The organism is Blautia aquisgranensis, assembly GCF_040096615.1.
Classification (GTDB): domain Bacteria; phylum Bacillota; class Clostridia; order Lachnospirales; family Lachnospiraceae; genus Blautia_A; species Blautia_A aquisgranensis.
Genome location: NZ_JBBMEJ010000005.1, coordinates 52275 through 78225, shown reverse-complemented (window position 1 = coordinate 78225; position 25951 = coordinate 52275). Strand labels below are relative to the sequence as shown.

The following is a 25951-nucleotide window of genomic DNA, read 5'->3' as shown; positions in this document are numbered from 1 at the left end:
GATTGGACTTAACACAATAATCTCCTGGACTATTATAGCAAATGTATATCAGAAACCGCAATATATTTTATTCTCACAAGATCATCTAAGATCATCTGTATCACGACACCCTCCCATTCTCCATCTCATACACCACATCCGCCACATTCATGGTAGAACACTAACACCACTGTACGGTTAGCATTATTCTCTTTCAGAGACTTCAAAATGATACCTTCATTCAGGGAATCCAGGTTGGAGGTTGGCTCGTCCAGAAGAAGAAGCGGGCTGTCGTGGAGGAAGGCTCTTGCGATACCGATTCTCTGTTTTTCGCCACCGGAGAGGGTGTCTCCCAGTTCTCCCACTTCCGTGTCGTATCCTTTGGAAAGGGTCACGATGAATTCATGAATGGAAGCTTTTTTTGCGGCCTCCATGATCTCTTCACGGGTTGCGCCTGGTTTTGCAATGGCAATATTATTGGCTATGGAATCATGGAACAGGTGAGTCTCCTGGGTCACATAACTTTCCATGTCGCGAAGCCTGCGTGTGGGGATTTCTTTTACATTACTGCCGTCTACAGAAACGTTGCCTGCATTTACATCCCAGAAACGCATCAGCAGCTTTAAGAGTGTGGATTTTCCGGAACCACTGGCTCCGTGGATACCGGTGATCTTTCCCGGTTCTAATCTCAGAGAATAATTATCCAATATAGTCTCATTTTCATATGCAAAAGTCACATGAGACGCCTCCGCACCGGAGAATCCGTATCCCGCAGCTTCTTTTTTCCGGCTGTCTGTAGCACCCCCATATACGCGACCATTACACTCCCACGGAATTTCCTCCACAAGAGGTTTCTCCTCCAGAAGTGAAAGCACCCTCTCACCGCTTGCCAAAGTCTGATTCAGGTTATTGGAAAGGCTGGACAACGCCACCACCGGACCAAAAGATCCCATCATGGCAAGAATCCTCTTCACCGGTACTCCTGCAAGCCAGCTGTTTTCCATAAAAGCGCCTGGAATATTCATCCCATTTCCGATCATTCTGTCTGCAATTCCCCGAATGACCACTTGACCAGCCAGGATTGTAAGAAAATCGCGCACAGATATCTCAGCGTTCCCAGAAGGATCGCTGCCAGCATAATATGCAGAAGGGGTTTTACCAGCCCAATCAGGCTGCACATGATCGCCAAAGAACTTCTCCGTTTTAAGGAAGCTGTATCCGAAACTCCTTTATTTTTCTGCTCCTCACGCATGGCACTCACCCTCTTTCCCATAATTTTCCAGCATGATCTGGCTTTCATAAAGATAACTGTAATCTCCACACAGCTTCATCAGTTCTTCGTGTGTTCCCCGTTCCGTTATCTCTCCGTTTTTCAGAAAACAGATCTGATCAGACTCCACCACATTGGCAAGTCTGTGGGAGATCAGAATCACCGTTTTCGTTCTTGCCATCTCGTGGATCACCTTCATGATCAGCTCTTCACTTTCCACATCAATGTTGGAAGTCGCTTCATCCATGATATAAACCGGTGCGTCTTTCAGAAGTGCCCGGGCGATCACCAGTCTCTGGCACTGTCCACCGGAAAGATTTCCCGCTTTTTCAAGAAGAACTGTATCCAGTCCGTTCTGTGCTTCCAAAAACCCCAGCAGATTAACCTTTTCAAGAACTTCCCGCATTTCCTTTTCTGTTGCGAACGGTTTTGCCATCTGAAGATTCTCACGAACGTCCCCGAGGGCAACTCCTCCAATACGGATATCGCCGGAAAACTCCCGGTTCTTTCCGGAAAGGATTCCCGCAATGGTACTCTTACCACAGCCGGACTCTCCCACCAGGGAAACAAAGCTTCCCTCAGAAATCTGAAGATCAATCCCTCCAAGGATCTCACGGTCCTTCTCATAGGAAAAATGCACATCCTGAAAAGAAATATCCAGACCGCCATCCGGCAGAACTTTTTCCCCGGCAGGGGGCTCCGGAAGATCCAGGATCCGGAAAATCTTGTCACTGGCAGCCATACCGTTCATGGCAATATGAAAAAACGATCCCATCAATCGCAGCGGCAGAAAAAATTCACTGGCCAGAAGCACAATGCACAGTGTCCCGGAAAGAGAAAGACTTCCATGGAGAAATTCCGTTACCGCCACTGCCATTCCTATTGCCGCACCGCCATAAGCCACAATATCCATCACACTGGTGGAATTCAGCTGCATGGTCAGCACCTTCATGGTGATCTGGCGGAAACGCTGGGATTCCGCATCCATCTCATCTGCCTTCTGCTGGTCTGCCTGATAGATTTTCAATGTGGTCAGTCCTTGAAGATTTTCCAGAAAAGCATCTCCAAGACCTGTATAAATTCTTTTACATCCAGAACATCAGAAGTGCAGTGCTTTCCGGCATATGGGCTTTTCCCACACTGCAGGTAACGGTGATGGGGATCATTCCCTTGACATTTCCCAGTCGGGACTTCAGGAAACGGCAGGCGCTTAAGGGAATCCGCGCCTTTCCGTCCCGGATGACTGCTTCATGAAGCTGTCCCTGCTCTTCATATTTCAGGGAGGAAAGTCTTCCTGTCATATCCGCACCATCAATTCTGGAATGTGCGTGCATCTCTTTTATGACAAGCTCCAGCCAGCTTCCCCGGTTATTGTTCCGGATCCAGGCCAGATGCTCAAAACCATTGTTGGCCATGGACAGTCTGGTTCCTTTTGCTGTTCTCAGCTGGTACAGGGCGATTCCCACCTCGAAACGGCCTTTGTCCAGTACGTTTTCCAGGTAATAGGGGGTTCCTTCTTCCACTGTTTTCTGGTTTCTGGGCTCATTTACCTGTCCGGAATTCCGGGTCATGGTCATAAGAAGGCTGTAGTCTACATTTTCTACAAGCTGTCTTGTTTTTTCCGGGATCTCTGTTTCCGGGATTCCCACTCTCTCCAGATACAGACCAACCTCCCTTAAGATCCGCTGATAGGTTTTCAGCGCCTGGGTTCCTTTTTCTGTAAATTCGTAAGCTTCTGTCAGATAACCTGCGCCGATACATTCCTTGAAGAAACGGCTCACCGGGCCATGGCTGACTCCGCAGGTGTCTGCGATCAGTGCCACACTGCCTCTTTTTTTGCCGATTCTGGCAAGTTCTGAGAGATAGCGGATCTGCAGCATGGATGGATGCATCAGTTCTTCCGTGTTTTTCTTTTCCATTGATTCCTCCTACCAGATATGTACGTCCAGCTCCCGGCTGTTCCACTCCACCGGTTTCTCTCCTTCTCTTAAAAAAGCCACCAGCGCGGTTCCTTCTACTACAGGATCCTGATGCCGGATAAAATATTCAAAAATACCGGTAGGGATCCTGGGATTTCCGTTTTTTTCCCCGGCGCGGACCCAGCCAGTCTCCGGATCCATATACCAGAGGATCAGCTTTTTTTCCTCCGGTGATTCCGGTATCAGTTCAAAAAAACTGGAGTCCTTTTCTACCTGAAGGCGAATCTGTTCTTTATAATTCTTAAATTCACCGGCCAGTCTTCTGGGGCAGGTTTTTTCCATGTAGTAAATTCCCATCAGAAAGTAATATTCCCCCGGCTCAAAGCGGTATCTGAGGTCTGTGTTTCGAAAAACACGCTCAAAGGTACTTCCGTAATTTACAAAATTACAGATCTGCTGCACCGTCTCCTCACTTGCCACATGCTCCATACGGCAGGCATCTTCCTCTGCTGTCCGGCTGCCTACTCCTACATACTCCAGAAACTGGGTAAAGGTTTCGTGGCGGTGGCGGCATTCCTCACCCCGGATCCGTCCCAGTTCTGTGAGGCAGACGCAGGTGTTTTTTTCTTCGGTTCTTACATAGCCCTGGGCAGTGAGCTGTTTCAGGCAGGCCAGTACCTCCCGTCTGGTCATCTCCATCCGCCCACAGATCTCCGGGATGGTGACCTGGGCGTTTTTTTTCGCAAGGGAGCAAAGCTCCTCCAGCATATCCTCCTCCATTTCCCTTCTGGAAGAAGGCATGCTGCGTCCCAGCTCCTCTGTGGATTCATATGTTGTTTTCATCATTTCTTTATCTGAACCTGATCAATATTTGCGGCTGTGTTAGTTCAGTCTAATTCATTATAGGAGATGGGGAGGTTTTCTGTCAAGAGGGCAAAAAAATCCCCACCGGTCGGGGTTGGGGTACCTGGTCGGTGGGGCAAAATATACTCTATATTTTTTTATTTACATCCAGTCGCTCTCCGCTTCTGCCAGCTTCTCCCTCAATGTTTTCTCAAGAGCCACAAAAGCCGAAATGAAGCTGTCACGGATGAGAAGGATCATCTCATCCACTTCCTGCTTATTATATATATGGACGGATGTATTGTGTTTTTTCAGCACGATAAGACGATTAGAAAAATTATCAAGCTGTTTCATAAGTCATCACTCCATATAAGCAAAACGCACACGGATGCTTTCTTCGCGTCTTTTATACCCTCGGCTTCACGCCCTTCGTATCTCTCTTCGCCAGCTTAACTTTATTCAGTACATACGGCTTGTCATGATACTCAATGGCATATTCCTGGCGGCTCTCAAGGAGATATGCGTGGTGGATACGGTCTCCGCTGGTAAGCTTCATACCGCGGACACCTATGGCGTTTTTCTTGGTGACAGAGATCTCGGTTTTCATGATACGGAGGAAGTATCCCTTCTCGGACTGGAATACCACCTGATCCATCTCATCTGCTGCGCCCACAAATACAAGGCGGTCATCCTCCGCAAGCTTGGTGGAAACAACGGTACGCTTGGAAGCACGGAATTCTTCTCCCTTTACCAGCTTGCACATGCCGGTCTCTGTAACAAAAAGCACTGTGGAAGCTGCTACCTGGCTTAACGGAGCCACATAAAGGATCTGTTCGGAAGTACTGTCATAATTTCCCAGATTGTCAGCAGGCACACCTTTGTCACGGAAACGAACCAGCGGAATATCCTCGGCTTTTACCGTATGAAGCTTGCCGGTATCTGTGAAAATACAGATCTTATCTGTGTTCATACAGGTAAATACATAACGGCTCTCTGCATGGGCAGCTTCCTTATTCCGTTCATAAGCATTCTTGTCAACGAGACGCATGTATCCGAAACGATCCATCAGGAAGGCAACTTCTGTCTCTTCCATCTTCTTCTCCTCGTAAACCGCTTCCTCTGCATTCTCAATGGAAGTCTTACGCTTGCTGCCATATTCCTTCTTGATCTGATCCAGTTCTTTCATGATCACGGCTGCCATGGAATCATAGTTGTTCAGGATATCCTCATAAAGAGCAATATTCTTCATGGTCTCCTCATGCTCTTTCATCAGCGCATCGATCTCCAGTCCGATCAGCTTGTAAAGACGCATATCCAGGATCGCTGTAGCCTGTTTCTCTGTAAATTTCAGTGCTTTTGCAGCTTTTTCAGAGGTCTTGGTCTTAAAGTGGATTCCTTCGGTCACGCCTTCTGTAAGGCATTTCTTTACCTGGTCACGGCTCTTGCTTCCACGAAGGATTTCAATAATCAGGTCGATCACATCGCAGGCTTTGATCAGACCTTCCTGAATCTCCCTCTTCTCCTGCTCCTTGGCAAGAAGTGTATTATATTTTCTGGAGTTTACTTCAAAAACAAAATCCACATGATGGGCAATGATCTGTTTCAGTCCCAGAGTCTCCGGTCTTCCGTCTGCTACCGCAAGCATGTTCACACCGAAAGTATCCTCCAGTCTGGTCTTCTTATACAGCATATTGGTAAGGTTCTCCACATCCGCATCACGCTTCAGTTCCAGAACAATACGGATTCCTTCCTTGGAAGACTGGTTGGAGATATCCACGATATCCGTAGTCTTCTTGGTCTCCACAAGCGTTGCCACATCATTTAAAAATTTACCGATATTGGCACCAATCATAGTGTATGGGATCTCTGTGATCACCAGCTGCTGACGGCCGCCTTTCAGCTTCTCCACTTCCACACGGCCGCGGATACGGAGTTTGCCTGTTCCTGTTTCGTAAATCTTCACAAGGTCGTCCTTGTTGACCACAATACCACCGGTAGGGAAATCCGGTCCTTTCAGATAACGCATCAGCCCTTTTGTGCTGATATCATTATTCTTCATGTATGCCTTCACTGCGTCCACCACTTCGCCCAGGTTATGCGGCGGGATGCTGGTAGCCATACCAACGGCGATTCCGTCTGCTCCGTTTACAAGAAGGTTTGGAATACGCACCGGAAGTACTACCGGCTCCTTCTCTGTTTCATCAAAGTTCGGCATAAAGTCCACAACGTTCTTATCAAGATCTTCCAGAAAAACCTCCTGGGTCAGCTTCTCCAGGCGGGCCTCTGTGTATCGCATGGCTGCAGCTCCGTCGCCTTCAATAGAACCAAAATTTCCATGTCCGTCCACCAGTGTACGACCCTTTTTAAATTCCTGCGCCATGACTACAAGCGCATCATAAATGGAGCTATCACCGTGGGGATGATATTTACCCATGGTATCTCCTACAATACGGGCACATTTACGGTACGGGCGGTCGTAGCGGATGCCCAGCTCATACATATCATAAAGGGTACGGCGCTGTACCGGTTTCAGTCCGTCCCGTACATCCGGCAGTGCTCTGGAAATGATAACGCTCATGGCGTAGTCTATATAAGATTTCTGCATGATCTCCGCATAATCGGTGCGGATGATATTATCCTGTTTCGTATTCATCGTTCAATTCTCCCAATCTAATTCCGTGTTACTGTTCACTTCGTGACCAGCAACAATTCCGGCCAGTTATCAAATATCCAGCTCTGCATCTGTTGCATGCTCATAGATAAAGGCCTTACGTGGCGGAACATCACTTCCCATCAAGATCTCTGTCACATCAGAAGCCATACGTGCGTCCTCGATCTCCACACGTTTCATCATTCTGGTCTCCGGATTCAGTGTGGTCTCCCAGAGCTGCTCGGCGTCCATCTCTCCAAGACCTTTGTATCTCTGGAGGGTAAAGCTTCCCGGTTTATGGCTCTTGCGGTATTTCTCCAGTGCCTTGTCATCGTAGAGATATTCTTCCTGGCCTTTCTTCGGCATTACTTTATAAAGTGGCGGCATGGCAATGTACACATGTCCCTCATAGATCAGTTCCGGCATAAAACGGTAGAACAGTGTCAGAAGCAGTGTGGAAATATGTGCACCATCCACATCCGCATCGGCCATGATCACGATCTTGTCGTAACGAAGCTTGGTGATGTCAAAATCGTTTCCGTAACCTTCGGAAAAGCCGCAGCCAAAAGCATTGATCATGGTCTTGATCTCTGCATTGGCAAGAACCTTGTCAATGGTAGCCTTCTCAACGTTCAGGATCTTACCACGGATTGGAAGGATTGCCTGGTAATTACGGTTTCTGGCTGTCTTGGCGGAACCACCGGCGGAATCTCCCTCTACGATAAAGATCTCACAGAGAGACGGATCCTTCTTCTCACAGTTGGCAAGCTTGCCATTAGAATCAAAAGAATACTTCTGCTTCGTTAAAAGGTTGGTCTTGGCACGCTCCTCTGTCTTACGGATCTTGGCCGCTTTTTCCGCACAGGAAAGTACAGTCTTCAGTGTTTCCAGATTTCGGTCAAAGAACAGTACAAGCTGTTCTCCCACCACCTTACCGGTGACACGTGACGCGTCCTGGTTATCCAGCTTGGTCTTGGTCTGTCCCTCAAAACGGGGAGCTGGATGCTTGATAGATACTACGGCTGTCATACCGTTTCGGATATCTGCTCCTGTAAAATTCGGGTCTTTATCCTTCAGAACACCGATCTCACGTGCATAGGTGTTCATAACTGTAGTAAAGGTAGTCTTAAATCCGGTCAGATGGGTACCGCCCTCTGCGTTGTAGATGTTATTGCAGAAGCCGAGGACATTCTCACGGAACTCATTGGTAAACTGAAAAGCCACCTCCACCTGAATTCCGTCTGCCTCGCCTTTAAAGTAAACCGGCTCATGAAGTGGCTGTGCGTTCTTGTTCAGATCACGGATAAAACCTATGATCCCCTCCGGCTCGTGATACTCGATATCCTCAATCTCCTCGCCTCTTCTGTCCTCAAAATGGATTGTAAGCTCCGGATTCAGATAAGCAGTCTCATGAAGACGGCTCTTCACATCTGCTGCCCCGAAACGTGTCTTCTCAAAAATCTCCGGATCCGGAAGGAAATTAATGCAGGTACCGGTTCCTTTCGCTTTCCCAAGCTTCGGAAGAAGTCCTGCCTCCAGTTCAATAGTCGGGATTCCTCTCTCATAATGGTCATGATGTACATAGCCGTCACGGCTGATCTTAATATCCAGATATGTAGACAGGGCATTTACAACGGAGGATCCCACACCGTGAAGACCGCCACTTGTTTTATATGCAGAATTGTCAAATTTACCTCCTGCATGCAGGGTGGTAAAAACAAGTCTTTCTGCGGATACACCCTTGGCATGCATGTCAACCGGGATTCCTCGTCCGTTATCTTCTACTGTACAGGAACCGTCCTTCTCCAGAACTACGTGGATCCGGCTGCAGTATCCTGCAAGATGCTCGTCCACTGCATTATCCACAATCTCATATATCAGATGGTTCAGTCCCTTTCTGGATACGCTTCCGATATACATACCGGGGCGTTTACGTACGGCCTCAAGGCCTTCCAGGACAGAGATACTGCCCGCATCATAAGTGTCTTTTTTTGCCATTCCAGTGATTCCTTTCTCTCTATTTCTCGAACATTTGTTTGCATTATATCAGAAATTATAAATTTTTTCAATAGCCATAGCTTATCTATTCTACCAAAGCTCTCCGGAAACTTCAAGCGGTTTATGTCGCCCAACTCCCGGTTAAAACCGTACATATTCGACAGAAAAGGCGGAAAATATGTCTCTCATCGAAAGCACATTCTCCGCCTTTTTACTCATTCGACTGTTCAGGAAATTTTTTCCAGCAGGTCCTTCTCATTTAAAGGCCTTGAGAAATAATATCCCTGTATCATATCCACGCCCCATTTTTCCAGGAGCTTTACTTCTTTCTCCGTTTCAGCACCTTCTGCGATAACCTTATATCCCATGTGCTGCATGATCATGACAATACTGTGATAGAATAATGCTGCCTGTTTGTCACTGCTGATTCCGCCCAGAAGAGACCGGTCCATTTTTACCGCAGAAAACGGAATTCGCAGAACTGCATTCAGATTGGCATAGCCGGATCCGAAATCATCCAGGCACATACGTATTCCTACTTTTGCAAAATCATCGATCGCCGTACAAAAACTTTCGCTGTATTCTGTAGCCACGCTCTCTGTGATCTCAAACTGGAAATATTCCGGATTCAGACCATATTCCTGTATGATCCCGATCAGCACATGACTGTATCCCGTTTTCATAAGTTCTGACGGAGAAAGATTGAATTTCACATTCCAGATCTTCTCCATAAGATATTCATGCTCTTTGATAAAACGGCAGACTCTCCGAAGCTGAAGGTTTCCCACATCCGAGATCAGCCCCTGCTTCTCCGCGATTCCGATAAAAACATCCGGCGGGATCATACCCAGCGTGGGATGCTTCAGACGGCTCAGCGCCTCCAACGTGATAAAGCTTTTGTTTTTAATGGAATAGACTGGCTGGTAATAAACCTCAAACAGATCCTCTTCTACTGCTTTTCGAAGAAACTGCTCTACTTCCTGTTCATAGCGGAAGCCTTCCAGAATCTTATTATCGGACTGTATCACTACGGTTTCCTCTGCATTTTGTGACAGCGAAACCATATATTCGATATAAGCCAGGATCGCATCTTCTTTTTCCAGCTTTTCTGCATTCATGATCCCGCAGATCGCCGCGTGAAAAGATACGCTTTCTTTTTCGATAAGAAATGTTTTTTTCAGAAATTCTTCTACTCCGTCTCTGGCTTTTTCATACCCGGACAGAGAATCCAGCACCGCCACAAAACAGTTGCCTGTAATACGGAACACCTGCACAGAATTTGTGATTTCCTGAAATCCTTTTGCCACTTGTATCAGAAGCTGATCTCCCACGCTTGTGCCGTAGATACGGTTGATCTGTTTCATATTATAAGCATCAACTGCCAGAAGATGAAAGCTTTCTTTCCGATAGATTTTTTCTTCGATCCATTTGTCAAAATACTGCTTGTCAAAAAGCCCTGTCATACTGTCCGTATAATCTCCGGGATTATTCAGTGTAAGATAAATAAGCCATAATCCTGCGGCCACGCCAAAGCCTGTAAGCAGCACTCGCCCGGTAAATACCTGAATTGCCAGACAGCAAGCTTCTATACCAAGAAATCTCCAGATCGTACGACGGATCTCTATTTCCGTCGTCTTGCCATAGCGTGCTGTAAAATATGAAATGATTCCTCCAAGCAGAACTATATACACATACAACAAGTCATGGTAACTGCCTCGCACCAGCTGCCCATCTTCGGTAAAATAGAACAGCCACCTGCCCTTTACATTCAAAACCACAGCCAGAGACATTCCTGCCGGCAAAATGATCCAGGCTGTTTTCAGCCATTTATATTTTTCCTTCTGTATTCCCGTGATGATACGCACATAGCAGAAAAATGCATATGGAAGCAATGCAACGCTGAGATAGTACAGTATAAATATCCCTGATGCCATTTTTATATTTGTACCGCATCCTTTTTCTGCAACAGTTCCGCAGATCATATCCAGAAAGATATAAGTACCTCCCAGAACCAGAAAGCTCACAAAGACTCTGTTTTCTGCATTTGTCAGTCTTTTATGGGAAAAATAATGAATCGCTATCAATGCTATCAGAACAAGAGCTGTAATCTGAAAATAGTTAATATACCCCATTCTCCTGCTCCTCCTTCTTCTTTTTGTTCTCGTAAAGCTTCTGATCTGCCTCGTATTTCCATTCCCCGATGGTTTTCCATGTACCATCCGGATTACGAAGATTGCAGCTTCCCCAGGACAGAGAAATACGGAAACGGGTTCCTCTGCTATTTCCTGCTATTTCTTTTGTCAGCTTTTCCTTCCAGAATTCTTCCGGCTGTCCGGGATCACATACCAGCACCGCAAATTCATCTCCTCCTATGCGGTAACAACTGCCTTTTTCCCGGAAAACATTCTCAATACATCTGGCAGAAGCTACCACCAGCTCATCCCCTTTTCCTCTTCCGAATTCTTCGTTAGTCAGGCGAAGATGATCGATATCAATGTAAACCAGAAGAATATCTTTATATTTCTCCACATCAGCGGATATTTCTTCCAGGGCTTTTTCAAAGCCGTTTCTTGTCTCCAGTCCTGTCATACCGTCTCTCTGCACAAGTCTTTCATACGCCTGGGCTTCCATCCGGTAACGGATATTATCTGCCATTTCCATGACTGCATCTGCCAGGATCAGGATCATAAAGGCCAGACTTCCCATCTCAAAAATCACTCCGTAATAGGATATCTCAAACAGCCAGTACAGACCCAGTGCCAGCACACCGCTTGCGCCAACAATAATATATGCGCTCAAAAGGATCAGAAATTCTTTTCGCCTGTGTGTCCGGTATTCCCGGATCAGAAGTGCTGCCAGGATCACTACCCATACCAGAAGCAGGATATGTGTCACAAAAAGCATGTCCTTAAATTTCGCAATACCCATAAATGCCAGTATTCCCTGCACAAGCGCATTACAGTAGAACATAAAAATTCCTACATTAAGGATTCTGTATTTCCGCATATTTCCCAGTTTCTGCTGAAAATGAATCATCGGTACTGCCAGAAGCATAAACATATAAAAAGAAATCAGGCATAAGGCTTCCGGACAGTTGCTGTAGCTCTGTGCAAGGGAGGAATCAGTAATCAGCCATATGCTGCAGATTACAAGAAACAACGCTACATCCTGGAAACGTCCGCCGGACATTTTTCTCTTTTTCATATAAAAAGACGCAAAAAGAGCGATCACGCTCAATACGATCATGATCACTGCCGCTCCCAGAGGCATCAGCTCTTTTTTCAGCTGATAAAGAACGGTGGCTCTTCCACTTCCTATATATACTGGTTTTATAATATATTTCCCCTGCTGTGGGGTGTGATAACTTAATGTCAGTGTTTTTCCGTCCGTATCATTTCCAAGAGTTGCAATACAGTCCAGTTTGGACTTCATCTGTACATTTCTTGCAAACATGGCTTCCTTATATTCATACAGAAGCCTGCCATTCAGCCGGATTGCAAGATCATATTGTGCTCCTGTCGTTATCAGAAGCTTTCCGGCTGCTTCTTTCCCGAGACTGTCATTATAAAGAATCAATGTCTCGCCCTTTTCTGCCGGTATTTCCGCCGGAAGGGATATCTCCTGCCGGATTCCGTCTTTCATGTAATACCAGCCATCAGACAGAAGTTCTGCCTGTTCTTCGCTCTGCCTGGGAATTCCCATATGAAACACTGCAAAAATTGCCCCGAAAACGATCAAAGTTGCCAAAAATAAAAATATCTCCAGCTTTTTCCACAGATCCTGTTCTTTTTTCTGTTCCATTCTCTTCCTCTTTTTACATTTTTTGGTTTTCACTTCTTTCTATCATATCATTAATATATTTTCCAGTCAAAAAGTTTGTTGAAAAAAGTCGATATATTGCTGTGAAAAATTTTTTCAAAAAAATTAAAAAAGTACTTGCATTTTGAAAGAAAGTGTTATATACTAACGAAGTCGGTTGAGGGAAGCAACAAAAAACGAAATCAAACGACAAAAACAAATGAATATGGCCAGTTGGTCAAGGGGCTAAGACGCCGCCCTCTCACGGCGGAAACACGGGTTCGATTCCCGTACTGGCTACTAAGTAAAAGCAGTCGGAAAGTATATTCCTACTGCTTTTTTGTTGTCTTGAAAAATGTAAAATATGCAGGTGTAATCAAAAGTGTAATCAGAATGTGTGTTCTGATTATTTTTTTGCATTTTTTACTCTTCTGTTTTATAATTTTTCCCAGAAAATACTTAAGATAAGGGGTGACTTCGTATGAATCACAAAATTTCTTTCCGCAGAAGACTGCAGTCATTTTTTCTCTCACTGCTGCTTGTTCTTCTGACAGTTACAGGTGATCTCCTCCCATTATGATGAGGATCATGTAGCAGGGCTTGTGGGATGTCTGGACAGCTTTTCCGTAAAAATGTGATCGGTGCTGATTATGTACAGGATACCAAGATCTATCAGTCTTTTGAAGCCGGCGTTGCTTCCCAGGGACTTTCTGTGCAGCATCCGGCGCCCGAAACAGATTTCGCTTTTGGCAGCGGAAAATTCACCGTGTTTTCTCCGCAGTCTATCAGCAGCAATGACAACGATAATTCTGTTGCCATCCGACTGGAAAACGGCAGCAATCACTTTCTTTTTACAGGAGATGCAGAATCTGCCGGCGAGGAAGCAATCTGTAATCTGGGAATTGATCTTTCCTGCGATGTAATCGTTCCCGGTCACCACGGTTCCGCCACCGCCACCACCTGGAATCTGCTTCAGCAGACTGTACCGGAATATGCAGTGATCAGCTGCAGAGCCGGTAATTCCTACGGGCATCCGCATAAGGATACTATGGATAAGCTTTCCGATATGGGAATTCAGGTATTCCGCACTGATGAACAGGGAACTATTATTGCTGTCAGTGATGGAAATTCTATTGAGTGGAATCAGAATCCAGTAATGATTACTCATCGGGAGATGAATCCGATACCGGTACACAGCCCTCTTCCGTTTATGATGATTCCGGAAGTTCTGCCTACGGATCCATCGACTCATCCGATAACAATTCCCAGGCTTCTGCTCAGGCAGAAGCTGAAAATGTGGGCGATATGGTCTGGATCTCCGCTACAGGAAGCAAATATCACAGAATTCCAAATTGTGGCAATATGAATCCGAATAATGCCACAGAAATGACTCGTTCCCAGGCGGAAGCCGCCGGGTATGATGCCTGCAAAAAATGCTATTAATATTTAAAGACAGCTGTATCATACATGTATGTGTATGATATGGCTGTCCTTTTCTTTATGTATCTTTATGATTCTTTTTTTCTTTTGTAAAATCCGGCCTATATCAGGATAGATCCTGGCATTGTCGGAATCGTTCCATTCATTTGCAGAAGCGCCACAATCGTATCCATGGTATCCTGTAAATGCTTAATGTCTACATTGATCAAATGATCAAGTTTCTTCTCAAGCAGTCGCTGACGGCCTTCCAGTGTATCCTGCCGGTTCCTGATCGCTGCCAGTTCTCTGTCAATGCCATCCAGACGGATATCCATTCTGTCAAAGCGCTCATCCATTTTGTCCAGACGGGCATCAACTCTGTCAAAGCATTCATCCATTTTGTCCAGACGGGCATCCATTTTGTCCAGACGGGCATCAACTCCATCTAAACGCGCTTCCACTTTGTCTAGGCGTGCTTCCACTCTGTCCAGACGCGTTTCCACTCCATCCAAACGCACTTCCACTCTGTCTAGGCGGGCTTCCACTCCATCCAGACGCGCTTCCACTCTGTCCAGACGGTTATCAATCCCGTCCAGCCGAACAAATATCTGCTGCTGACCCTGAACCAGCATTTCCAGCATTTCTCTGTCTGTCATAAACCTATCCTCCCTTCCCGTATGATACTCCAATCTTAGCACAATACGGGCAGGATGGCAAGTCCAGTTCGTTCCGTTTTATTGTTCCAGATCCTCAACTGGTTCTGCCGGGATAAAGACTCTTTTCTTTTCTTTTTTCTCTTTTTTGGCTGCTTTGGCACGCTCAGTAGCTTCACGGCAGAATTCCATCTGAGAATTTACCAGTGTTTTTCCGCGTTTATCCTGCTTCTCATATGTTCCGTCCGGTTTCAGGATATGCGCTTTTACATTATCACGGAACTCCAGATCCAGCACGTGCATGATCTCCGCCTTGATTGCTTCATCCTCCACAGGGAAAACGATCTCCACACGGCGGTCCAGATTTCGTGGCATCCAGTCCGCACTTCCCATATAGATCTCATCCGCGCCGCCATTACGGAAATAGAAGATCCGGCTGTGCTCCAGGAAATTTCCAACGATTGAACGCACATGGATGTTTTCACTTACACCCGGAATTCCTACCTTCAGGCAGCAGATACCTCGCACCAGAAGATCGATCTTTACGCCACAGGAAGAAGCATAGTACAGGGCAGCCATGATCACAGGATCACATAGAGAGTTCATCTTCGCCACAATGTGAGCCTCTTCTCCGTTCTTCGCATGCTCCGCCTCTCTCTCGATCATTTTTACAAAACGGTCCTTCATCCAGATCGGTGCAACGATCAGACGGTTCCATCGCTTCGGCTCTGAATATCCGGAAAGCATGTTAAAGACTGCCGTCGCATCCTCGCCAAACCGCTCATCACAGGTAAAAATACCACAGTCTGTATACAGTTTCGCAGTGGAATCATTGTAGTTTCCTGTTGCCAGATGAACATATCTGCGGATTCCGTTCTCTTCTCTGCGTACTACAAGCGTGATCTTACTGTGTGTCTTAAGTCCGACCAGTCCATAAATAACATGGCAGCCTGCTTTTTCAAGCATTTTCGCCCAGACGATATTGTTCTCCTCATCAAAACGGGCCTTCAGCTCTACAAGAACAGAAACCTGCTTACCGTTCTCTGCTGCCTGCGCCAGTGCCGCGATAATTGGTGAATTGCCGCTGACACGGTAAAGCGTCTGCTTGATTGCCAGTACATTGGGATCCTTTGCTGCCTGGCGCACAAAATTTACCACCGGATCAAAGCTCATATACGGATGATGTAGGAACACATCACCCTCACGGATCACCTGGAAGATATCTTTATCATTCTGAAAAGCAGGTACAGGAGCTGGCTTATATTTCGGCTCCTTGAACTGATCATATCCATCAATACCGTACACCTTCATCAGCATGGTCAGATCCAGGGGACCATTGATAAAAAAGATGTCATCTCCGTGAACCTGAAATTCCATTTTCAGAATATCCAGAAGTCTCGGATCCATTTTATCTTCCACTTCCAGGCGGATGACCTCACCCCACTGACGCTTTTTCAGCTGCTTCTGAATCTCCACAAGAAGATCCTCCGCCTCATCCTCATCAATAGAAAGATCCGCATTACGCATGATACGGTACGGATGTGCACAGATCACATCATAGCTTAAAAACAGCTTATCGATATTTCGCTCAATGATCTGCTCCAGAAGCGTTACTGTTGTCTGACCTTTTTTATCGGAAGGGATGATCACCACTCTCGGAAGCACAGAAGGCACCTGTACTGTGGCAAAATCGATCTCTTCTTTGCCTTTTTTTGCATCCTTTCTGGAAAGAAGAGCTCCGATATTCAGTGTCTTATTACGGATCAGCGGAAATGGTCTGGATGAATCCATAGCCATCGGTGTCAGTACCGGATATACATTATCCTCAAAATACTGATCTACAAATTCCTTCTGTTTTTCGGAAAATGCCTCATGCTCAAAGATCACATGAAGTCCGGCTTTCTCAAGTGCCGGAACAAGAGAACGGTTTAAGGTACTGTACTGCACATGAACCAGATCGTGTGTCTGCTGGCTGATCGCTTTCAGCTGCTCCTTGGCTGTCATTCCGGCAATATCCGTTTTCTTGTAGCCTGCATGAACCTGATCCTTCAGCGATGCCACACGAACCATATAAAATTCATCCAGATTGGATGATGTAATACTTAAAAATTTCAGTCTTTCAAACAGCGGAAGGCTTTTGTCCCTGGCCTCACTTAAAACCCTGTCATCAAATTTGATCCAGCTCAGTTCCCTGTTTACAAAGTATTCCGGTTTTTCAAAATCTTTTAATTTCATGCCAAAAACCTCCTCCATTATCCTCTGCGTTTCCGCTTCATCACAAGCCGAATGCCAAACACCTCTTCAAAAAATGCTGTCTTATCCTTCAAAAGCCCCAGCTCCAGGGAAACATCTCTTGCAGAATCCACCACCAGTGAAAGCGTTCTGTCTTTCAGCGTTACACTTAAGCCACTAACCTTCTGATAATGACTTCTGTCCATGGCATTTGCAAGCCGGAGGATCGCAGCCAGTTTGGCTGTCAGCAGATAGTTCTCCCTGTTCATGCCGGTCTCTCTGTTGATCTCCTCATAACAGCCGAACTCCCTGGTATTATACCGCACTGCACTTGCGATTACCTGACGCTCTTCTGTAGAAAGACCGATGATCTCTGTGGCCATGATGATCTGATACGAACACTCCGCCACATCACCCATACTGATATATTTTCCGCAGTCATGAAGAAGTACTGCGATCTGAAGCAGCAAACGCTCTCTTTTTCCCATGCCATGGATCTTCTTCGTGCTGTCAAAAATAGACAATGCCAGCTCTGTGGTTCCGTTGATATGATTCTTTCCGCTGGAATAACGTCTGGCAATGTTTCTGGAAGCCACAAGAATGTCATTTTCAAAATTGTGGATACTTTTCAGGTATTTGTTTTTTTCTGCATAATCATATGCAATTCCATCCAGCAGGGATACTCCCGGAATCCACAAAGCCTCTGCCTTAAAGATTTCCATGAAATTGCGGATGATGACCATATTGGGAACGATCAGCGCAGCATATTCAGGCTCCAGTCCCATAGTCTCTGCCAGATCATATTCAGACCGGTTCATAATGTCCTCGTATTTTTCCAGAAATTCCGCCCTGCTTATCATATTTTCGCCCGGTTTTTTCCGGAAGATCGTATCTGTGAGAAAGTCTCCCATCAGGATCAGATTGGACACTTCTTTTTCTTTCAGATACAGTCTCTGAAAGCTCATCAGATCATTACGGATAAATTCTTCCACCAGGCCGTCATAATGTGGAGTTGTTTTCTCCAGTTCTTTCAGACGTTCACGGATACGCACGCTTCCCATACGAAGGCTCTGTGTCAGCACCAAAGCATCCTTGTCAAAAAGCGATACCTGCAGGTTACCGCCTCCAATATCCAGGATTGCTGTTCCTTTCTGGATCGCTTTTTTGAAGCCCGATTCAATCGCCGCAATGGACTTGTAACCCAGAAAATGCTGTTCCGCATTGCTTAAGATCTCTACGCGGATCCCTGTTCTCTGGTAGATCTGCTCCAGAATGATCGTCGGATTCTCAAGCTCACGAAGAGAACTCGTTGCACACGCACGCCAGCTTTCCACCCCAAAGTCCGCCATCATGCGTTTAAAATCATTCAGAATCTCGCAGAGCTCGTTCACAGTTTCCATCTCAAGACGTCCTGCCGCATAGGTTCCCCTTCCCAGCTGAAGCTGGTAACGGACGTCGTTGATCTCCCTGAAGCCGATCCGTTTTGACATCTCAAAGATCTTCATGCTGACTTCATAGGAGCCTATATCAATTGCCGCAAAGGTTGTCACAGCCATAGTTCATCATCCTTTCCCCCAATACACGGGTGGACTATTTCTTTTTTTCTTCCTCTGTTCCCACAATGTAATCAATAAACTGCTGAGCTGTACGTCCGGTCAGGCCTCCATGAGAAAGTTCCCACTGGTTGGCTTTCAGAAGAAGCTCGTCCTCCGGCATGGTGACACCATAACGTGCTGCCAGCGTACGGACAATCTCCTGGAACTGTTTCTTGTCCGGTTTTCCAAAGTAAATGCGGACACCGAAACGATATACAAGAGAAAGCTTCTCCTGTACGGTATCGGAGGAATGCAGATCGTCATCATCTGCGATCTCCAGCTTATCCGCAGCGCGCTCACGTACAAGATTACGGCGGTTACTTGTTGCATAGATCAGGACATTGTCCGGTTTTTTCTCCAGACCTCCCTCGATCACTGCTTTCAGATATTTATATTCGATCTCAAATTCCTCAAAGGAAAGATCATCCATATAAATGATAAAACGATAGTTACGGTTTTTGATCTGGGCAATCACCTCATTGAGATCCTGGAACTGATGCTTGTAGGCCTCAATGATACGAAGTCCCTGATCATAATAGCGGTTCAGGATACCCTTGATACTGGAAGATTTACCGGTTCCCGCATCACCGAAAAGAAGACAGTTGTTCGCTTTTCTTCCCTGGACAAAAGCCTCTGTGTTATCGATGAGTTTTTTCTTGGCGATCTCATAACCTACCAGATCTTCAATGTTCACATGGGCGATCCTTGTGATCGGCTGGATCTCTACCTTGCCGTTTCCATCATGGCCGATACGGAACGCTTTGTGAAGGCCAAGCTTGCCTACACCAAAATCCTTGTAGAAAGCTACCATATCATCCATAAATTCCTCTGTGGTCGCTGCTGCTGCCAGGGTCTTGCTCATCTGGCAGATACGGTCACGGATTCTTGTATTAAAAAGCTTACTGTTCTCATCCGGTGTCTGGTAATCACAGATCACCTTGCAGCATACAGTTCCGAACACCTTGTCAAAAACTGTGATATCAAAATCATACAGCTCTTTGAAGATCTGGAAATCATTTTTTGCCAGCTCGTTAATGCTGCCTTCAATGGCTCCGCGGATCTCGCTTGCCATGCTGAACGCGTTCTCATGATTTACCAGAAGGAAAGTAAGATATGTATGCCAGATATTTCCGGAAAATCCATACATTCCTGCCAGCTCCACCAGCCCATTCACACATTTAAAAAACTGATCTTCTTTTGCCTTGAGAGCTTCCTCATCCGACTCATAAAGATTCATAAGCTCTGCCATATTTTTCAGTATCTCACCGTCCGCAAAATCACGGTAAAGGATACATTCCTGAATTCTTGCCAACATAATAATCTATTCTCCTCTGTAGCTTAATAATTTCCAAGAACACGGAGAACATTCGCCTCCGCTTCAATTCCTCTTAACGCATTTTCCACTGCGCTCTCTCCCAGTCTTCCTGTGAAATCCACGAAGAACCGGTATTCCCAGGATTTTCCCGGAATCGGACGGGACTCGATCTTTGTCATGTTCAGCCCGTTGTAGATGATGTGGGAAAGCATATTGTAAAGAGTTCCTGTTTCATGAGGCAGCTCGAAACAGATGCTGATCTTTCCGGCTTTTTCCTCATATTCCGGCTTACGGCTTACAATGATAAAACGTGTGGAGTTTGCTTTTTCCCTGCAGATATTCTCTGCAAGAACCTTAAGACCGAATACCTCACCTGCCTCACGGCTGGCAATGGCTGCCACGCTCTTATCCCCGGTCTCACTGACCAGCTTGGCCGCTCCTGCCGTGTTCTCCACTTCTTTCTTTTTCCAGGATGGATGCTCCTCCAGAAATGCCTTGCACTGGGCAAGTCCCTGTGGATGGGAGCAGACCTGTTTAATATCTTCAAGCTCCGCATCCGGCAGCCCCAGAAGTACATGATCTACACGGATGATCTGCTCGCCTACGATATACAGCTTATATTCCATGAGAAGATCGTAGATATCAGCCACAATACCTGCGGTGGAATTCTCAATAGGAAGTACTGCGTAATCGGCTTTTCCGTTGGTCACATCCTCCATAGCCTTCCGCCAGGTCTTCACATGGTAGCTCTCGATGTTTTTGCCAAAGTACTGGCGCATGGCCGCATAGCTGTACGCACCCTCTACGCCCTGGAAAACAACCGTTGCATTCTCAAGAGGAACATGCTTCACAGTTGTGAAATTGCGCTCTCCATAGATGCCATGCTCTGTCAGAAGCTGGTACTGCCTCTTACGGCTGATCGCCATGATCTGGCGAAAAAGCTCCTGCACACCGAGACTGTTAAACTCTCCATGTGCCTTATCTTTAAGAGTATGAATCTTATCACTCTCGCGTTTGGGATCCAGTACCTTCTTACCTGTTTTTATCTTATATTCAGCGACTTCTTCACTCACCTTCATTCGTTTTTCAAAAAGACGCACGATCTCGCTGTCAATCTCGTCGATCTCACCTCTGTATTTTTCCAGATCAGTCATGATTTCCTCCGTTATGTTTCTTGATAATCTCTGTAAGATCTCCCAAAAATGCGAGAGATCCGAAAGCAATGATCACATCCTCACTTCCGGCCAGCCGGTATGCCTCTGCCACTGCCGCTTCAATGTCATCAAAAGGTCTGACATCTGTATGAAACTCTCTCACTGCAGCCGCCAGCTCTTCCGGAGACAGTGCCCTCGGATTATCCGGTGCTGCAATGGTCAGGATCGTATCTGCATATTTTTCCGTCTTCTGGATCACGCTGCGGTAATCCTTATCACGGAACATACCCATGATGTAGATGATCCTTCTGCCCTTAAAATACCGCTCAATGGATGCCGCAAGCATATCTGCCGCAGCCGGGTTATGCGCTCCGTCAACCACAAAATCCGGTTTCGTTCCAAGCAGGGCAAAACGTCCCGGCCAGGCTGTATTCTTAAGCCCATTCTGCCTCTGCACTACTGTTGTGGGATAGCCCAGATCATTCAGAAGCTCCAGTGCCCGAAGAGCAACAACCGCATTCTCCTTCTGGTAAGCGCCTGCCAGGGCAATCGAATATTCTTCTCCCTTATAAAGAAAAGTCTGACCTGTCATGGATGCCCGAAGCACCTCTGCTTCATCCCGGTCTGCCACCTCATATGGTACATTCCGTTCCTGGCATGTCCGACGGATCACTGCCTCTACTTCCGGCTGCTGTTTCACTGTTACCATATGACTGTCCGGTTTGATGATGCCGGATTTTTTTTCTGCTATCTCGCCAAGGGTATTTCCAAGAAATGCCGTATGATCCATACTGATGGATACCAGAATAGAAAGAACTGTGGTACGGATGATATTGGTAGCATCCAGATCGCCGCCCATACCAACCTCCATTAATACAAGATCGCATTTCTCTTCCTTAAAATAGAGAAATGCGGCTGCTGTCTCGATCTCAAATACTGACGGATGCGGTTTCCCTTCTTCCACGATCTCATCGATTACCTCCGCGATCCTCGTCACATATGCTGCAAATTTCTCCCTGCTGACAGGCTCTCCGTTTACTTCCATCCTCTCTCTGTAGGAATAGACAGCCGGGGAAATATATCTTCCCACACGGTAGCCCGTACCAGATAAAGCGGAATACAGATATGCGATCACAGACCCCTTACCATTCGTTCCTGCAACATGAACGTATTTCAGCTCATCCTGCGGATCACCAAGCCGCCTCATCAGCTCCCGCATATTATCAAGTCCCAGGACTATGCCTTTTTTCTTTTCTGCGTCTCTGATATAGGCACGACTTTCTTTATAATTCATCGTCTGTTGTCTCCTTCCGCACATGTTGATTATCGTTCATTATAACCCACGTACATATTTTTTTCAAGGCAGGGAACACTATTAGAGACGCTTTTCCACGTTAAATTCATGTAATTTTTTTCAGTTTTACAGATCAGCAAAAAGGAGCCCCGAAATGCCAAAGAACGACTTTATTCTATGCGGTTTCACAGGCTGGTGCCTGGAGATCTTCTGGACCGGAATGCACTCTCTTCTCACCGGACAGTTCACTATGATGGGAAAAACCTCTCTTCTGATGTTTCCCGTGTACGGACTTGCTGCCCTGATCCGTCCTGCTTACGATAAATTTTCTCATTTCCCGGTAATGATACGTGGGATTTTTTATACCTGTGGAATTTTTCTCGTTGAATTTTTAAGCGGCTCTTTTTTCCGGAAGCTTCATATTTGTCCCTGGGATTATTCACATGTACCATTTCAGTATAAAGGAGTGATCCGGCTGGACTATGCTCCCCTGTGGTTCCTTACCGGTCTTTTCTTCGAGTGGCTTCTTCGACAAAATACTCAGAAATCATCTTGAAAAACTCCACGTTATATTATATGATAACAGGAAGGAAATCTAAATTTCCAGTAAATAATTGGAGGTACAACATGAGACATTTAATGAGTCCGTTGGATTTCTCGGTTGAAGAGCTTGATAAACTTCTGAATCTCGCCGACGACATCGGGAAAAATCCCAAAAAGTACGCGCATACCTGTGATGATAAAAGACTTGCGACACTGTTTTACGAACCAAGTACACGTACACGTTTAAGTTTTGAGGCAGCCATGATGAATCTTGGAGGAAAGGTTCTTGGTTTTTCTTCCGCTGATTCCAGCTCCGCATCCAAGGGCGAGAGTGTTGCCGATACCATTCGCGTTGTTTCCTGCTATGCAGATATCTGTGCTATGCGTCACCCGAAAGAAGGTGCTCCGCTCGTAGCTTCTATGGCATCCAATATTCCGGTGATCAATGCCGGTGACGGTGGCCACCAGCATCCCACTCAGACATTAACCGATCTTTTAACTATCCGTTCCCTCAAAGGCAGACTTGACAATATCACAATTGGTCTCTGCGGCGACCTGAAATTCGGTCGTACTGTCCATTCTCTGATTGAGGCACTGGTACGTTATGAGAACGTAAAATTTGTTCTAATCTCCCCGGAAGAGCTTCGTATTCCAAGCTATATCCGTGAGGATGTACTGAAACGCAACAACATCGAGTTTGTTGAGGAAGAACGCCTTGAGGATGCACTTCCGAATCTTGATATCCTGTACATGACCCGTGTTCAGAAGGAACGCTTCTTCAACGAAGAAGATTACGTCCGTATGAAAGACTTCTATATTCTGGACAAACAGAAGCTGGAGCTCGCACCAAAGGATATGTACATTCTTCACCCACTTCCGCGTGTCAATGAGATCTCTGTTGAGGTGGACTCCGATCCACGTGCCGCTTACTTCAAACAGGTCCAGTATGGCGTTTATGTCCGTATGGCCCTGATTCTTACATTACTGGAGGTGGAACTGCCATGTTAAACGTAGGTGCTCTTCGCGAAGGCTATGTCCTGGATCACATCAAAGCCGGAAAGGCCATGACCATCTATCATGATCTGAAACTTGACAAACTGGACTGCACAGTAGCCATCATCAAAAACGCCCGCAGCCAGAAAATGGGCAAAAAAGATATCATTAAGGTAGAATGCCCGATCGAGGACCTGGACCTGGATATCCTCGGCTTTATCGATCACAACATCACTGTAAACATCATCAAAGATGAAAAGATCGTTGCAAAGAAAGAACTGAAACTGCCGAAACAGGTAGTTAATGTGATCCGCTGCAAAAATCCTCGTTGCATTACATCCGTTGAGCAGGGTCTGGATCAGATCTTTGTTCTTGCAGATGAGGAGAAAGAAGTTTACCGCTGCAAATACTGTGAGGAAAAATACAGTGGCAAACGTAATAAATAAATACTTATATTAACATATAGCATGCCAATACGCCCGAATTCATACAGATATTAAACCTGTCTGAATCCGGGCGTATTTTTCAATTTTCTTTAAGCAGACACTATCTGATTGATATTTTTATTTCATCAGAACATTTCGGATAATTTCCTCTAAAACAAAAAACAGCCATTAATCTGCAGGATACAAATTCTTCCCTCATTCAACAGCTGTTTCTTCTTAATCTTCAATTATATTTTCTATTTATACGCAGTCAGACCGATAAGCCGGGTTATGTCGTTGAGTGATCATCTATCTAGGCCTTCCGTTGCCAGAAGGCTCCAGCGACCTACCTGAAAGCACGACGGGCCGCCGTATCGCTTTCTACTCGGTCTTGCTTCGAATGGAGTTTACATGTGCCCGCTCTGTTACCACAGCGGCGGTAGTCTCTTACACTGCCTTTCCACCCTTACCCCGCAGATGCGAGGCGGTTTATTTCTGTTGCACTGGTCTGGGAGTTACCTCCACCGGACGTTATCCGGCATCCTGCCCTGTGAAGCCCGGACTTTCCTCGTCTGAACCCTTTCGTCTGTTCAGCCGCGATCACCTGGACTGGCTGCGCACCTGATATTTTAGCACAGGTGCACAAACTTGTAAAGTTGGAATTTTTTTCGCATTGGCATGCGGGCTACTTCCAAATAGGTAGATTTCTCCCGAAATGGGTTCTCCCAAAGGGCACACTTTCCGTGTGGACAGTGCGCCACGCGTCCGCTTCCGTACTCCCGGGTGTCCGTTCGTCCACCCCATCACATCACCGCAACCTCAGCGTCCATTCCTGCTTTCCAACAACCTCACCGATCACACCAGCCTCAAGCCCGGCTGCTTCCAGCTGTTTCATGATCTCCTTCACATCCTCCTCACGAACAGCAGCCAGCAATCCCCCCGAAGTCTGCGGATCAAACACCAGATCCTCCCTCCAGAGAACCGCATCACTCTTCACACCATACTTCCCGGCAAACTCCCGATTCCGATAAGCTCCGCCCGGGATCAGTCCCATAGAAGCATACTCCTCCACTCCCGGAAGCACCGGCAGACACTCCGTATCGATCACAATCGTTTTGTCACTGGCCACAGCCATCTCCGTCGCATGACCACCAAGCCCAAATCCCGTCACATCCGTGCAGGCATGAATCTCAAATTTCTGAAACACCTCACAGGCATCCCGGTTCAGCCGCTTCATAGAAGCAAGCACCGCATCCCGTGTCACATCCGACGCCAGATCCGCTTTAATCGCCGTATTCACGATACCCGCGCCAAGGGGCTTCGTCAGGATCAGCTTATCCCCCGCCTGCGCCCCGAAATTCTTCCAGAACCTCTTCGGATCAACAAAACCCGTCACACTAAGCCCATACTTCGGCGTATCATCCTGGATCGTATGTCCGCCCGCAAGGACAGCACCAGCCTCCATAACCTTATCCGCGCCACCACGCAGGATCTCCCCCAGGATCTCCACGTCCATATTCTTCGGAAAAGCCACGATATTCAAAGCAGTCTTCGGTGTGCCACCCATGGCATACACATCACTCAAAGCATTGGCAGCCGCGATCTGACCGAAATCATAAGGATCATCCGCCACAGGTGTAAAAAAATCCAGTGTCTGGATCAGAGCCAGATCATCCGAAACCCGGTAAACCGCCGCATCATCGGAAGTATCCGTGCCAACCAGAAGATCCGGATCATGAAACTTTGGCAGATTTCCAAGAACTCCAGCCAGTGTACCAGGTCCTACCTTCGCCGCACACCCGCAATTAGGCGCAAGCTTTGTTAACTGTACCTTTTCTTTCATAAATCTTCATCCTTTTTTATCTGTTTTT

Annotated in this window: 19 protein-coding genes, 1 tRNA gene, 1 other RNA gene and 2 pseudogenes; 5 read left to right on the top strand and 18 right to left on the bottom strand. The window is 46.4% G+C overall.

Going from position 1 to position 25951, the window contains the following annotated elements:
* Positions 1-100 precede the first annotated feature (100 nt).
* From WMO28_RS05725 to WMO28_RS05680, 10 genes and pseudogenes are all read right to left on the bottom strand, one after another.
* Positions 101-941, bottom strand: a pseudogene (locus tag WMO28_RS05725) (ABC transporter ATP-binding protein); the annotation flags it as partial.
* Between the two features lie 74 nt (positions 942-1015).
* Positions 1016-1231, bottom strand: a complete 216-nt coding sequence (locus WMO28_RS05720) for a hypothetical protein (RefSeq protein WP_349056332.1) — start codon at positions 1229-1231, stop codon at positions 1016-1018.
* Positions 1224-2330: pseudogene (locus tag WMO28_RS05715) on the bottom strand (ABC transporter ATP-binding protein/permease); the annotation flags it as partial. The gene WMO28_RS05720 and the pseudogene WMO28_RS05715, both read right to left, overlap by 8 nt.
* Before the next feature lie 4 nt (positions 2331-2334).
* Positions 2335-3168, bottom strand: coding sequence for a hypothetical protein (locus WMO28_RS05710; protein ID WP_178643150.1), 834 nt, complete (start codon positions 3166-3168; stop codon positions 2335-2337).
* Between the two features lie 9 nt (positions 3169-3177).
* Positions 3178-4014 carry a metal-dependent transcriptional regulator gene (locus WMO28_RS05705; protein WP_349056331.1) on the bottom strand — a complete coding sequence of 279 codons (837 nt, stop codon included), beginning with the start codon at positions 4012-4014 and terminating at the stop codon, positions 3178-3180.
* Positions 4015-4173: 159 nt separating this feature from the next.
* The gene (locus tag WMO28_RS05700) at positions 4174-4365 is read right to left on the bottom strand and encodes a hypothetical protein (protein ID WP_349056329.1); all 192 of its coding nucleotides are present in this window, start codon (positions 4363-4365) and stop codon (positions 4174-4176) included.
* A gap of 52 nt (positions 4366-4417) precedes the next feature.
* Positions 4418-6664 carry a DNA topoisomerase (ATP-hydrolyzing) gene (locus WMO28_RS05695; protein WP_178643157.1) on the bottom strand — a complete coding sequence of 749 codons (2247 nt, stop codon included), beginning with the start codon at positions 6662-6664 and terminating at the stop codon, positions 4418-4420.
* Between the two features lie 69 nt (positions 6665-6733).
* Positions 6734-8659: a DNA gyrase/topoisomerase IV subunit B gene (locus WMO28_RS05690; protein WP_349056328.1), complete on the bottom strand. Its 1926-nt coding sequence runs from the start codon at positions 8657-8659 to the stop codon at positions 6734-6736.
* Positions 8660-8886: 227 nt separating this feature from the next.
* Positions 8887-10791, bottom strand: a complete 1905-nt coding sequence (locus WMO28_RS05685) for an EAL domain-containing protein (protein ID WP_349056326.1) — start codon at positions 10789-10791, stop codon at positions 8887-8889.
* Positions 10778-12460 carry a diguanylate cyclase domain-containing protein gene (locus WMO28_RS05680; RefSeq protein WP_178643167.1) on the bottom strand — a complete coding sequence of 561 codons (1683 nt, stop codon included), beginning with the start codon at positions 12458-12460 and terminating at the stop codon, positions 10778-10780. Before WMO28_RS05680 ends, WMO28_RS05685 begins: the two co-directional genes overlap by 14 nt.
* Before the next feature lie 225 nt (positions 12461-12685).
* Between WMO28_RS05680 and WMO28_RS05675 the strand changes: the two genes are divergently transcribed.
* Both WMO28_RS05675 and WMO28_RS05670 read left to right on the top strand, forming a co-directional pair.
* Positions 12686-12757: transfer RNA gene (locus WMO28_RS05675), tRNA-Glu, on the top strand.
* A gap of 307 nt (positions 12758-13064) precedes the next feature.
* Positions 13065-13823: a ComEC/Rec2 family competence protein gene (locus WMO28_RS05670; RefSeq protein ID WP_349056324.1), complete on the top strand. Its 759-nt coding sequence runs from the start codon at positions 13065-13067 to the stop codon at positions 13821-13823.
* 175 nt (positions 13824-13998) lie between these two features.
* Here the strand turns inward: WMO28_RS05670 and WMO28_RS05665 are convergent, their stop codons facing one another.
* From WMO28_RS05665 to WMO28_RS05640, 6 genes are all read right to left on the bottom strand, one after another.
* A complete protein-coding gene (locus tag WMO28_RS05665; protein ID WP_349056323.1) occupies positions 13999-14532 on the bottom strand; it encodes a hypothetical protein in 534 nt (177 codons plus the stop codon).
* A gap of 78 nt (positions 14533-14610) precedes the next feature.
* Positions 14611-16764, bottom strand: coding sequence for an RNA degradosome polyphosphate kinase (locus WMO28_RS05660; RefSeq protein ID WP_178645476.1), 2154 nt, complete (start codon positions 16762-16764; stop codon positions 14611-14613).
* A 17-nt stretch (positions 16765-16781) separates the two neighbouring features.
* Positions 16782-18317: a Ppx/GppA phosphatase family protein gene (locus WMO28_RS05655; RefSeq protein WP_349056322.1), complete on the bottom strand. Its 1536-nt coding sequence runs from the start codon at positions 18315-18317 to the stop codon at positions 16782-16784.
* Between the two features lie 34 nt (positions 18318-18351).
* On the bottom strand, positions 18352-19668 hold the full coding sequence (locus tag WMO28_RS05650; protein WP_349056402.1) for an ATP-binding protein: 1317 nt from the start codon (positions 19666-19668) through the stop codon (positions 18352-18354).
* A gap of 26 nt (positions 19669-19694) precedes the next feature.
* Positions 19695-20825, bottom strand: coding sequence for a prephenate dehydratase (gene pheA, locus WMO28_RS05645; protein ID WP_349056321.1), 1131 nt, complete (start codon positions 20823-20825; stop codon positions 19695-19697).
* Positions 20818-22119 carry a bifunctional folylpolyglutamate synthase/dihydrofolate synthase gene (locus WMO28_RS05640; protein ID WP_349056320.1) on the bottom strand — a complete coding sequence of 434 codons (1302 nt, stop codon included), beginning with the start codon at positions 22117-22119 and terminating at the stop codon, positions 20818-20820. The genes pheA and WMO28_RS05640 overlap by 8 nt, the downstream gene beginning before the upstream one ends.
* Positions 22120-22273: 154 nt before the next feature.
* On the opposite strand from WMO28_RS05640, the gene WMO28_RS05635 reads away from it, so the two are divergent.
* From WMO28_RS05635 to WMO28_RS05625, 3 genes are all read left to right on the top strand, one after another.
* A complete protein-coding gene (locus tag WMO28_RS05635) occupies positions 22274-22675 on the top strand; it encodes a putative ABC transporter permease (RefSeq protein ID WP_349056319.1) in 402 nt (133 codons plus the stop codon).
* A 71-nt stretch (positions 22676-22746) separates the two neighbouring features.
* Positions 22747-23670, top strand: a complete 924-nt coding sequence (gene pyrB / locus WMO28_RS05630) for an aspartate carbamoyltransferase (RefSeq protein WP_178645481.1) — start codon at positions 22747-22749, stop codon at positions 23668-23670.
* Positions 23664-24101, top strand: a complete 438-nt coding sequence (locus WMO28_RS05625) for an aspartate carbamoyltransferase regulatory subunit (RefSeq protein ID WP_178645482.1) — start codon at positions 23664-23666, stop codon at positions 24099-24101. Before pyrB ends, WMO28_RS05625 begins: the two co-directional genes overlap by 7 nt.
* A 243-nt stretch (positions 24102-24344) precedes the next feature.
* Here WMO28_RS05625 and rnpB read toward each other — a convergent pair.
* An RNA gene (gene rnpB / locus WMO28_RS05620) (RNase P RNA component class A) lies at positions 24345-24696 on the bottom strand.
* A gap of 192 nt (positions 24697-24888) precedes the next feature.
* Complete coding sequence (selD, locus tag WMO28_RS05615) at positions 24889-25923, bottom strand: selenide, water dikinase SelD (RefSeq protein ID WP_349056318.1); 1035 nt, start codon at positions 25921-25923, stop codon at positions 24889-24891.
* Between the last annotated feature and the right edge of the window lie 28 nt (positions 25924-25951).